This is a genomic window from Rhodococcus sp. SGAir0479, from assembly GCF_005484805.1.
Lineage (GTDB): Bacteria > Actinomycetota > Actinomycetes > Mycobacteriales > Mycobacteriaceae > Prescottella.
Genome location: NZ_CP039432.1, coordinates 3,269,769 through 3,281,470 on the forward strand (window position 1 = coordinate 3,269,769; position 11,702 = coordinate 3,281,470).

General features: G+C 69.8%; 8 protein-coding genes. 3 read left to right on the forward strand and 5 right to left on the reverse strand.

The window, feature by feature from the left end; all coding sequences use genetic code 11:
* Positions 1 to 163: 163 nt before the first annotated feature.
* The 3 genes from E7742_RS15290 to E7742_RS15300 are packed head-to-tail and all read left to right on the forward strand — an operon-like array spanning position 164 to position 4,776.
* Positions 164 to 1,531 (forward strand): hypothetical protein, encoded by a 1,368-nt coding sequence (locus tag E7742_RS15290; RefSeq protein WP_254699023.1) that lies wholly within the window; start codon positions 164 to 166, stop codon positions 1,529 to 1,531.
* A 41-nt stretch (positions 1,532 to 1,572) separates the two neighbouring features.
* Entirely contained in the window at positions 1,573 to 2,511 is a 939-nt protein-coding gene (locus tag E7742_RS15295; RefSeq protein WP_137801239.1) for a glutamate ABC transporter substrate-binding protein, read from the forward strand.
* A gap of 39 nt (positions 2,512 to 2,550) precedes the next feature.
* The gene (locus E7742_RS15300; RefSeq protein ID WP_254699024.1) at positions 2,551 to 4,776 is read left to right on the forward strand and encodes a serine/threonine-protein kinase; all 2,226 of its coding nucleotides are present in this window, start codon (positions 2,551 to 2,553) and stop codon (positions 4,774 to 4,776) included.
* A gap of 42 nt (positions 4,777 to 4,818) precedes the next feature.
* On the opposite strand, the gene ctaD is transcribed toward E7742_RS15300, so the two are convergent.
* From ctaD to fgd, 5 genes are all read right to left on the reverse strand, one after another.
* Positions 4,819 to 6,567: an aa3-type cytochrome oxidase subunit I gene (gene ctaD / locus E7742_RS15305; RefSeq protein WP_137799712.1), complete on the reverse strand. Its 1,749-nt coding sequence runs from the start codon at positions 6,565 to 6,567 to the stop codon at positions 4,819 to 4,821.
* An 85-nt stretch (positions 6,568 to 6,652) separates the two neighbouring features.
* Positions 6,653 to 7,843: an acetate/propionate family kinase gene (locus E7742_RS15310; protein ID WP_137799713.1), complete on the reverse strand. Its 1,191-nt coding sequence runs from the start codon at positions 7,841 to 7,843 to the stop codon at positions 6,653 to 6,655.
* Positions 7,840 to 9,921, reverse strand: coding sequence for a phosphate acetyltransferase (pta, locus tag E7742_RS15315; RefSeq protein ID WP_137799714.1), 2,082 nt, complete (start codon positions 9,919 to 9,921; stop codon positions 7,840 to 7,842). The genes E7742_RS15310 and pta overlap by 4 nt, the downstream gene beginning before the upstream one ends.
* Positions 9,922 to 9,984: 63 nt before the next feature.
* On the reverse strand, positions 9,985 to 10,587 hold the full coding sequence (locus tag E7742_RS15320) for a suppressor of fused domain protein (protein ID WP_137799715.1): 603 nt from the start codon (positions 10,585 to 10,587) through the stop codon (positions 9,985 to 9,987).
* A 48-nt stretch (positions 10,588 to 10,635) separates the two neighbouring features.
* A complete protein-coding gene (gene fgd / locus E7742_RS15325; protein ID WP_137799716.1) occupies positions 10,636 to 11,649 on the reverse strand; it encodes a glucose-6-phosphate dehydrogenase (coenzyme-F420) in 1,014 nt (337 codons plus the stop codon).
* Between the last annotated feature and the right edge of the window lie 53 nt (positions 11,650 to 11,702).

The following is an 11,702-nucleotide window of genomic DNA, read 5'->3' on the forward strand; positions in this document are numbered from 1 at the left end:
AGTACCTCTCACCTGCCCCTGTCCGGCGAGCCGCTCGCCTGTCCCCACAGTATTCCCCGCAACATCCGAAATCGGCGGAACAACCTGCCGGTGCGGCTTATATGCTCGGCAGTACCGAGGCCGCGAACCGGACAGACGGCGAACCGAGGTGGTTTCCGTGGTAGTGCCGGACACAACCGCGATCCGACGGGCCCTGGCGGCGCACGACGAGACGACCGATCCCGACGGAACGCGAACGGACACGACGCCGCACGGCGCCGCGTGGATCGGTGCGCGCCAGATGTCCACGCGAGATTTGCTGCGGTCGACGCCGGCGCGGCTGCTCGCCGTCGGCGTGGCTCTGCTGCTGGGCACGCTCGCCGCCGGCCTGCTCGCATCGATGATGGCGACCGAGCGCAAGCAGGACATCGACACCTTCCTGTTCACCACCGAGCCGCTGGCCCGCTCGTCGCAGGACCTGTACGCGTCGTTGTCGGTGGCCGACGCCGCCGCCGCTACGGCGTTCCTGTCCGGCGGCGTCGAACCGGCCGAGGCACGCGACCGGTACACGCAGGCGATCGGGACCGCGTCGGCCCAGCTGGTCGCCACCTCCGACGGGTTGCCCGGTGACGACGAGGGCCGTCGCCTGTTGACCGCGATCGCGACCGAGTTGCCGGTCTACACCGGCCTCGTGGAGACCGCGCGCACCAACAACCGGCTCGGCAATCCGGTCGGCGGTGCGTACCTGGCCGAGGCGTCGTCGGTGATGCAGCGCGACATCCTGCCGGCGGCGCAGGAGCTGCACACCGAACGTGCCGCCGCCTCGGTGGCCCCGCAGTCGGATTTCGGACGGCCCCCGTGGTTCGCGATCGGCCTGCTGATCGTCCTGCTGGTGGGCCTGGCCGTCACCCAGGTCGTCATGGCCAGACGGACCCGGCGCACGTTCAACGTGGGGCTGCTGTTCACGACGGCCGCCATGGCGCTGCTGCTGGTGTGGATGCTGGTGGCCGGGGTCGTCTCGGCGACGGCCGCACACCGGGCCATCCGGCAGGGGTCGGATCCGCTGTCGACGTTCGCCTCGGCGCGGATCCTCGCGCAGCAGGCGCGTACGCAGGAGATCCTGCAACTCGTCCGCCGCGAGGAGAAGGCCGATCACGCCGGCAGGTTCGCCGACGACACCGACCAGCTGCGCGGGCTGCTGCGCGGGTACTCGTCGTCGATCGGGGCGGAGGAGGTCGCGCGCGCCTCGCAGTCGCTGGACGCATGGACCGCGTCGCACCGAACGATGGCCGACCAGCTGGCGGTCGGTGACTGGATGTCCGCCGCCATGACGACCATCGAGTCCGATCCGACCTCGTCGGCCACGCAGTTCGACGCCGTCGACGGCGCCCTGTCCGCGGGCGCCGACAGCGCGCGGACCGAGCTGCGCGACGACGTCTCACACGCCTCCAAGGTGCTGTCGGCGCTGGGGCCCGGCGCCGTGGTCATCACCGTGATCGCGGCGGTCGGGGTGCCGCTCGGGCTGTGGCCGCGCCTGCGGGAGTACCAGTGACCGCGCGCCGGTGGCTCGTGGCGGCGGTGGCGGCGGGCGTGATGGCAACGGGTGCGGCGGCCGCGGGGTGTTCGGCGCCCCCGGAGCCGTACACGGTGCCACCGTCGGACACCTACAGCGATCCGCCGCTCCCGGCCGACGCCACGCTGCTGAACTCCCCGGCGCCGCCGCCACCGGTGGACTGCGGTGACCCTACGGCCAGTCTGCGTCCCTTCCCCCCGGGGGAGGAGCCGTCGGGCCCCACCCTCGACGCGATCCGCGCCCGCGGGCGGCTGGTCGTCGGCCTCGACACCGGCAGCAACCTGTTGAGCTTCCGCGATCCCGCCACGGGCCGGATCGAGGGCTTCGACGTCGACATCGCCCGCGAGGTGGCCCGCGACCTGCTCGGCGACCCCGACGCCATCGAGTTCCGGGTGCTCCCCTACGCCGAGCGTGAGCGAGCCCTGCAGAACTCCCAGGTGGATTTGGTCGCCAAGACGATGGCGATCACGTGCGACCGGCGCACCCGGATCGACTTCTCCTCGGTGTACTACGCCGCCCGACAGAAGATCCTGGTGATGGCCGGTTCCCCGATCACCTCGATCGCCGACCTGGCGGGGCGGCGGGTGTGCGTGGGCGAGGCGACGACGTCGCTGGATCGCCTGCTGCGCCAGCAGCCGGACGCCGCCGTCGTCACGGCGCCGATGTGGTCGGACTGCCTGGTGATGCTGCAGCAGCGTCAGGTCGAGGCCATCAGCACCGACGACACGCTGCTCGCCGGCATGGTGGCCCAGGACCCGTACGTGCGCATCGTGGGCCCGAGCATGGGCGACGAGTTGTACGGCCTCGGTCTCCGTCAGGGCAACGACGATCTGGAACGGTTCGTCAACGGCACTCTCGAACGGATCCGCCGGGACGGAACGTGGGAGATGATCTACGAACGATGGCTCTCGGTCCTGGGCCCCTCACCAGGACCGCCGCCGGCAACGTACCGGGACTGACGCGCACACCAGAGCGGAGGACGGGTGACGGAACGGGAAGTGCAGCAGCACGATACGGGCGACATCGCACGCACCCAGGCGGCCGCGCCCGACGACGAACCGGTCGCGACCGCCGCGCAGGAGGTCATGCCCAGCACGGGTCGTCGTGCCCGCACCCAACGCTCCCGAACCCGCCGCCTACTCGGCGGCGGTCTCGTCGAGGTGCCCCCGGTTCCCCGCCGCGAACCCGAGTCCGTCATCCTCACCGATCCGCACGTGCCCGAGCGCAAACGCTTCTGCTGGAACTGCGGCAAACCCGTCGGCCGCGCGACCGAGGACGGCCCCGGCGCGACGTCGGGCGTCTGTCCGCACTGCGGCGTGCGGTTCGACTTCACCCCGCTGCTCTCGCCCGGCATGGTGATCGCCGGCCAGTACGAGGTGCAGGGCTGCATCGCACACGGTGGCCTCGGCTGGATCTACCTGGCGATCGACCGCAACGTCGACAACCGGTGGGTGGTCCTCAAGGGACTGCTGCAACTCGGGGACGCCGAGGCCCGCGCGGTCGCGGACGCCGAGCGGCAGGTCCTCGCCGAGGTGGAGCACCCGAGCATCGTGAAGATCTTCAATTTCGTCGAGTACCGGTCGGAGGGTGCGGTCGCGGCCGGCTACCTGGTGATGGAGTACGTCGGCGGCAGTTCGCTGCGCGAGATCCTCCGAACCTACCGGCGTCCGGAGCGGATGCCGGTGGAGCAGGCCATCGCGTACATCCTCGAGATCCTGCCGGCGCTCGACTACCTGCATTCGATCGGTCTGGCGTACAACGATCTCAAACCCGAGAACATCATGGTGACCGACGAACAACTCAAGCTCATCGACCTCGGCGCGGTCTCTCCGATCGAAGGCTACGGCTACCTGTACGGCACCCCGGGATTCCAGGCCCCCGAGATCGTCGACACCGGACCCACGGTCGCCTCCGACATCTACACCGTCGGCAGAACCCTCGCGGCGCTGACGCTGAACCTGCCCACCGAGGACGGGCATTACGCGGACGGGCTGCCCACTCCCGAGCAGGCACCGTTGCTCGCCGAGTTCGATTCGTACCGTCGCCTGTTGCTGCGCGCCATCGACCCCGACCCGGGCCGCCGCTTCCGCTCCGCGGCCGAGATGTCGGGACAGCTCAGCGGGGTACTGCGCGAGATCGTCTCGCGGCAGACGGGCGAGGAACATCCCACCCTCTCGGCGAAGTTCACCCGCCAGCGCGCGGTGTTCGGTGCCGACGAGTACGTCGAGCAGACGGACGTCTTCGCCGACGGCGTCGAGCGCGATCGCACCCTCAATCCGCAGCGGGTGGCCCAGGCGCTGTCACTGCCGTTGGTCGATCCCGAGGACCCGGGCGCGCCACTGGTCAACGCCGCCGCGCAGAGCGATCCCCAGCTGACGCTCGATGTGCTCGACCGGGTCCGGGACGATCCGGACCGCGACCTCCCCGGCTCGGTGGAGCTGTCCCTGGCCGAGGCCCGCGCCTACCTCGATCTCGGCGACGCCGTGCGGGCCCGGCAACTGTTGCGACCGCTGTCGGCGGTGTATCCGTACGATTGGCGCGTCGACTGGTACCGCGGGATCGCCGCGCTGGTCGCGAACGAACTTCCGTCCGCCTACGCGGCTTTCGACGTCGTGTGCTCGGCGCTGCCGGGCGAGGTCTCGCCCAAACTGGCGCTCGCGGCGACGGCCGAGTTGCTTCTCGAGCACGGCACCGACCCGGACGTGGACCGCTGGCGGCGGGCGGCGCTCGACCACTACCGAACCGTGTGGCGGATGGACCGCAACATCGTCAGTGCCGCCTTCGGCCTGGCCCGACGGCTGGCCGCCGACGGCGACGTCCAGGGCGCCGTCGCCGCCCTCGACGAGGTGACACCCGGTTCCCGCAACTACCACACCGCCCGGATGACGGCGGTTCTCATCTCGCTGTCGGTGCGGCCCATCGGCAACATCGAGGAGTCGACGCTCCGGGAGGCGGCGCGCCGGGTGGAGACCCTGCCGCGCACCGAAGTCCGCGCACCCCAGATGCGGACCGTGGTGCTGGGCACGGCGCTGCAATGGCTGCTCTCGGGGCACCGTCCCGAAACCGCCGACGAGCCGCTGCTGGGTGTGCCGTTCACCCAGCGCGGCCTGCGGGCGGGGACCGAGTCCGCGCTCCGGGCGATGGCACGCAGCGCGCCCACCGCCAACCATCGCTACACGCTCGTCGACCTGGCCAACGCGGTGCGTCCTCGCAGCCTGTTCTAGGTGCGGTGCGTCCTCGCCGCGGCGAGGACGCACCGTTCGATGTCAGACCGTCGTCTCCAGCTTCGGTACCGCGTCCCTGTCCTTGCGGTGCCCGAGACCCACGTGGGCCTCTTCCCGCATCCGCTCCACCATGTGCGGGTAGTGCAGCTCGAACGCCGGCCGCTCCGAACGGATCCGGGGCAGCTCGGTGAAGTTGTGCCGCGGCGGCGGGCAGCTGGTGGCCCACTCGAGCGAGTTGCCGTAGCCCCACGGGTCGTCCACCGTCACGACCTGCCCGTAGCGGTAGCTCTTGAAGACGTTCCACAGGAACGGCAGCGTCGAGGCGCCCAGCACGAACGAGCCCACCGTGGAGATCATGTTCAGCGTGGTGAAGCCGTCGGTCGGCAGGTAGTCCGCGTAGCGGCGCGGCATGCCCTCGGCGCCCAGCCAGTGCTGGACGAGGAACGTGGCGTGGAAACCGACGATGGTGGTCCAGAAGTGCCACCGGGCCAGGCGCTCGTCCATCATGCGGCCGGTCATCTTCGGGAACCAGAAGTAGATACCCGCGTAGGTGGCGAACACGATGGTGCCGAACAGCACGTAGTGGAAGTGCGCGATCACGAAATACGTGTCGGTGACGTGGAAGTCGAGCGGCGGGCTGGCGAGCAGCACGCCGGAGAGGCCACCGAAGAGGAACGTGACGAGGAAGCCGACCGCGAACAGCATCGGGGCCTCGAAGGTGAGCTGGCCGCGCCACATGGTGCCGATCCAGTTGAAGAACTTCACCCCGGTCGGCACGGCGATGAGGAACGTCATGAACGAGAAGAACGGCAGCAGAACGGCACCCGTCGCATACATGTGGTGCGCCCACACCGCGATCGACAGCGCGGCGATGCCCATGGTGGCGTACACCAGGCCGCTGTAGCCGAAGATCGGCTTACGCGAGAAGACCGGGAAGATTTCCGAGACGATGCCGAAGAACGGCAGCGCGATGACATACACCTCGGGGTGACCGAAGAACCAGAACAGGTGCTGCCACAACATGACTCCGCCGGTGGCGGGGTCGAACAGGTGCGCGCCCAGGTGCCGGTCGACCCACAGTCCGATGAGCGCGGCGGCCAGCAGCGGGAACACCAGCAGGATCAGCAGCGACGTGATCAGGATGTTCCAGGTGAAGATCGGCATCCGGAACATGGTCATGCCCGGCGCCCGCAGGCACACGATGGTGGTGATGAAGTTGACGCCACCGAGGATCGTGCCGACACCGCCCAGAGCGAGACCGATGATCCACAGGTCGGCGCCGAGACCCGGGGAGTGCAGTGCGCTGGTGAGCGGGGCGTACGCGGTCCAACCGAAGTCGGCGGCACCACCGGGGGTGATGAAGCCGGCCGTCGCGATGAGACCGCCGAAGAGGTACATCCAGTAGCTCAGCGCGTTCAGGCGCGGGAAGCTCACGTCCGGCGCGCCGATCTGCAGCGGGACGATGTAGTTCGCGAAGCCGAACACGACCGGGGTCGCGTACAGCAGCAGCATGATCGTGCCGTGCATCGTGAACAGCTGGTTGTACTGCTCGTTCGAGAGGAACTGCAGCCCCGGGATCGCCAGCTCGCTGCGGATCAACAGTGCCATGAGGCCACCGATGAGGAAGAACGCGAACGACGTGACGAGATACATGATCCCGAGCACCTTGGGATCGGTGGTCGTGATCATCTTGTAGATGAACGAACCCTTGCGCCCGCGCCCGGCCGGAGCCGGCCGCGACGCCGTCAGCGTTCGTGGTGGAGCGAGGTCGATCTCGGGGTTGGCAACCATGACCGCAATCGTCGGACGTCCGAGCGCTGCGCGGCGAGGGTCCAAAGTCCCGTCGGCTGCGCCGTCCGTCCTCGATTCCGGGAATCTAGGCCAGCGCGATCGCCTTCCGTGCGATGGCGAGCTCCTCGTCGGTGGGGATCACCAGTACCTCGACCGCGGACTCGTCGGCACTGATCCGGCGTTCACCGCTCCCGGGGGCGGTGTTGCGGTCCTCGTCGACCACGATACCGAGACGCGCCAGTCCGGCAAGCGAATCGCGGCGGACGTCGGCGTTGTGTTCACCGACACCGCCCGTGAACGTGATGACGTCGACGCCACCGAGCTCCACCAGGTACGCGCCGATGTACCGACGCAGCCGGTGCACGTACACGTCGTAGGCCAGTCGCGCGGCGGGATCGCCGTCCGCGACGAGCTTCAGCAGGGCCCGGAAGTCGTTCTCCCCGCACAGCCCCTTGAGCCCGGAGCGGCGGTTGAGCAGGTCGTCGATCTGGTCGACGTTCATTCCGGCGTTGCGGTTGAGGTAGAGGATGATGCCGGGGTCGAGGTCGCCACTTCGGGTGCCCATCACCAGCCCCTCGAGCGGCGTCATGCCCATCGACGTGTCGACCGCCCGGCCGCCGCGGACGGCCGACGCCGACGCGCCGTTGCCCAGGTGCAGCACGATCTGGTCGACGTCGGCGCTCTCCCGGCCCAGGAAGCGCGCCGCCCTGCCGCTGACGTACTCGTGCGAGGTTCCGTGGAACCCGTAGCGGCGCACCTTGTTCGCGCGCGCCACCTCGGCGTCGATCGCGTACGTCGCTGCCGCCTCGGGCAGCGTGTGGAAGAAGGCGGTGTCGAACACCGCGACGTGTGGAACGTCCGGCAGCTGCGCCATCGCCACCTCGATGCCCAGCACGTTGGGGGGATTGTGCAGCGGGGCCAGTGTCGAGAGCCGGCGCAGCTCCTTCAGCACGGTGTCGTCGACGCGGACCGGTTCGTGGAACACCGCGCCGCCGTGCACCACCCGGTGTCCCACCGCCGCGATGCCCCGCTCCCGCAGCGGCGGACCGGTTTCGGCGATCACGTCCTCCGCGGCGTGCAGCCCGGCGGTGTGGTCGGGGATGTGCATCTCGCGATCGATCTCCCCGCCGGGGAAGCGGTACAGGATGCGGCCGGCGCGCTCGCCGATCCGTTCCACCAGCCCCGCGCCCACCGCCTCGCCGCGGACCGGGTGCACCAGCTGGAACTTGATCGACGACGATCCGGAGTTGATCACCAGCACGACGGGTTCGGTCACGACAGATCCTCCTGCGCCTGGATCGCGGTGATCGCGACGGTGTTGACGATGTCCTGGACCAGCGCGCCGCGCGAGAGGTCGTTCACCGGCTTGTTGAGCCCTTGGAGCACGGGTCCGACCGCGACCGCGCCGGCGCTGCGCTGCACGGCCTTGTAGGTGTTGTTGCCGGTGTTGAGGTCCGGAAACACGAACACCGTGGCGCGGCCGGCCACCTCCGAGTCCGGCAGCTTCGCGCTCGCGACCGTGGGTTCGACGGCGGCGTCGTACTGGATGGGCCCCTCCACCAACAGATCCGGGCGTCTGTCGCGCACCAGCGCGGTCGCGGTACGAACCTTGTCCACGTCGGCGCCCGAGCCGGAGTCGCCGGTGGAGTACGAGAGCATCGCGACCCGCGGATCGATCCCGAACCGGGCCGCCGTCTCGGCCGACGAGATCGCGATGTCGGCGAGCTGCTCGGCGGTGGGATCGGGCACCACCGCGCAGTCCCCGTAGGCGAGCACCCGGTCCGACAGACACATCAGGAAGATGCTCGACACCGTCGACACCCCCGGCTGCGTCCTGATGATCTCGAGCGACGGACGGATGGTGTGCGCGGTGGTGTGCGCGGCGCCGGAGACCATGCCGTCGGCGATGCCCTTGTGCACCATCATGGTTCCGAAGTACGAGATGTCGGTCATGATCTCGCGGGCGCGGTCGACCGTCATCCCCTTGTGCGCCCGCAGCGTCGCGTATTCGGTCGCGAACGCCTCCATGTACTCGGACCGGCGGGGATCGAGGACGGCGGCCGTCGACAGGTCCACCCCCAGCTCGGCCGCGCGGGCCCGCACCTTCGCCTCGTCGCCGAGGATCGTCAGATCGACCACCCGGCGGCGCAGCAGGCGCCCGGCGGCGCGCAGGATGCGGTCGTCCTCGCCCTCCGGCAGCACGATGTGCTTGCGGTCCGCCCGGGCGCGGTCGATCAACTGGTACTCGAACATCTGGGGTGTGGTGACGGCCGGAATCCGCAGGCGCAGACGGTCGAGCAACGTCGGGGCGTCCACCCGGTGCTCCATCAGGCCCAGCGCGGTGTCGACCTTGCGCAACGAGCCCACCGCGACGCGCCCTCGGGTCTGGGCGGCGGTGTGCGCGGTGTCGAACGTACCCATCTCGGTGGTGAGGATCGGCAACCGCGGATTGAGCCCGGCCATCAGCTTGGCGACCGCGGGATGCGGCGCGATGCCGCCGTTCATGATGATGCCGGCCAGTGACGGAAAACCCTGCGCGTCATGCGCGTTCACCATCGCCAGCAGGACGTCCGAGCGGTCGCCCGGAACGATCACCACCGTTCCCTCGACGAGCCGCTCGAGGATGTGTTCGGCGGTCATCCCGCCCACCATCACCTTCAGCGCCTCCCGCTGCAGCAGCGCGGTGTCCCCGCTGTAGAGCCGGCCGTCGACGGCGCCGAGCAACTCCGCCATCGTCGGCGCCACCAGCAGCGGGATCTCCGGCAGACTCCACGCCGGCACGCCCAGCGGTTCGAGCGCCGACGCGTACTCGTCGAGCAGTTCCGGCGCGCACCGGTTCGCGACGATCGCCACCAGGTGTGCGTGCTGCGCGGCCAGTTCCACCGTGCACAACTGCGCCAGCTGGCGCACCTCGTCGGGGCTGCGGTGCTGACCGCGCAGCGTGAGCAGGACGGGCGCCTCCAGGTTGGCGGCGATGCGCGCGTTGTAGCCGAGCTCGCTGGGGCTCGCGACGTCGGTGTAGTCGCTGCCGACGATCACCACGGCATCGCACTCGGCGGCCACGTCGTGGTAGCGCGAGACGATGTCGCTCATCGCGCCGTCCGGGTCGGCGTGTACCTGCTCGTACGTCACGCCCAGGCACTGTTCGTAGCTCAGTTCGGCCGTGGTGTGGTCGATCAGGAGTTCGAGGATGTGGTCGGTCTCGTGGGCCGCGCGGGCGATGGGACGGAAGACGCCCACCCGCGCGGTGGACGCGCACAGCATCTGCAGGACGCCCAGCGCCACCGTCGACTTTCCGGTGTCGCCTTCCGGCGACGCGATGTACACGCTCGACACCGAGCCCGAGTCAACCATGAGCGACAGCCTAGTGAGAATCGCGCATATGCGGCGGGCACGAGCTCCCGCCGCGGAACGGGGTCAGACCACCGACGGGCGGTCGATGTCGGAGACGTCGGCGCCCGCCGCCTCGAGCCGGCGGAACAGTTCCTCGGTGCCGGCGCGCGAGGCGAACTGCAGCTCCGCGTCGGTGATCGGCACCGCCTGCAGCCAGGTGGTCACCTCGTCCTCGCGGTCCACCAGGATCTCGAGCGTGGCCCAGATGAACGGCACGACCAGCAGCACGTGCCGGGTGGATCGGCCGGGATCGGCGGCGTGAACGGCGTTGGGAACGATGGTGTTCGGGGTGACGTGCAGCGAGCCGGCGGCGACCTGGAACGCGCACTGCGCGAGGACGTCGGAGAGCAGCCGGTAGTCGGCACGGCCGACGGTGATCAGCTCGGTGCGGATCGGGCGGCCGTCCTCGGTGGTGACGTTGGTGGGGTACCGGACCATGTCCAGCGTCGCGTACGACGCGTAGCCCGGGCCGGGGCAGCCGTCACCGACCGCGATCGACACCTCGTCCGGCTCCGCGCCGTCGTCGTCCGCGTCGACCGCGGCCCGGAACCGCAGCACCTGTGGCGGCACGCCGAAGACGTCGCCGATTCGGCGTGCCGCGGCCCGGACTTCCTCGCTGGCTTCCATGGGACCGAGCCTAGATGCCGACCCGGCGTCCGCCGGCGCCGACCGGGGTCAGGCCAGTGCGCGCAGGCGCGGCGCGAGATCGCGCTCGAAGAGGTCGAGGAACCGCTTCTGGTCGTGTCCGGGGGCGTGGAACACGAGGTGGTTGAGGCCTGCGTCGAGGTAGGGCTTGATCATCGCGACGGCCTCGTCGGGGTCGGAGGCGACGATCCACCGCTTGGCGACCTGCTCGATGGGCAGCGCGTCGGCGGCGGCCTCCATCTCGATCGGGTCGTCGATGCTGTGCTTCTGCTCCGCGGTGAGCGACAGCGGGGCCCAGAACCGGGTGTTCTCGAGCGCGGCGTCGGGGTCGGTGTCGTACGAGATCTTGATCTCGATCATGCGGTCGATGTCCGCGAAGTTGCGAGCCGCCTTCTCGGCACCCTCCTTCACCGCGGGAATCAGCTTCTCGGTGTACAGGTCCATGCCCTTGCCGGAGGTGCAGATGAAGCCGTCCCCCGCGCGGCCCGCGTAGCGCGCGACGACGGGGCCGCCGGCCGCGACGTACACCGGGATGCCGCCCTCGGGCACGTCGTAGATGGAGGCGCCCTTGGTGGTGTAGTACTCGCCCTCGAAGTCGACGCGGTCGCCGGTCCACAGGTCACGCATCAGCTGCACCGACTCGCGCAGGCGCGCGAACCGCTCCTTGAACTCGGGCCAGTCGCCCTTGTAGCCGGTGGCGATCTCGTTGAGCGCCTCGCCGGTGCCGACACCGAGCATCACGCGTCCGGGGTAGAGGCAGCCCATGGTGGCGAAGGCCTGCGCCACGACCGCCGGGTTGTAGCGGAAGGTCGGCGTCATCACCGAGGTGCCCAGCTGCAGCCGCTGCGTGCGCTCGCCGACCGCGGTCATCCAGGCGATCGAGAACGGCGCGTGACCGCCCTTGTGCCGCCAGGGCTGGAAGTGGTCGCTGACGGTGACGCTGTCGAGACCGTGTTCCTCGGCCATCACGCCCAGCTCGACGAGGTCGCGCGGTCCGAACTGCTCCGCCGAGGCCTTCAAACCCAACTTCAATCCCTGTACCACCGGTTCTCCGATCGTCTGCCAATGCGTCCGGTTCCGAGTATGCCCCGCGCGGG

Bases quoted from the DNA above. Each gene is read 5' to 3' on its own strand.
- E7742_RS15295 (WP_137801239.1), top strand. From the start codon at position 1,573: ATGGCAACGGGTGCGGCGGCCGCGGGGTGTTCGGCGCCCCCGGAGCCG.
- ctaD (WP_137799712.1), bottom strand. From the start codon at position 6,567: ATGGTTGCCAACCCCGAGATCGACCTCGCTCCACCACGAACGCTGACG.
- pta (WP_137799714.1), bottom strand. From the start codon at position 9,921: ATGGTTGACTCGGGCTCGGTGTCGAGCGTGTACATCGCGTCGCCGGAA.
- E7742_RS15320 (WP_137799715.1), bottom strand. From the start codon at position 10,587: ATGGAAGCCAGCGAGGAAGTCCGGGCCGCGGCACGCCGAATCGGCGAC.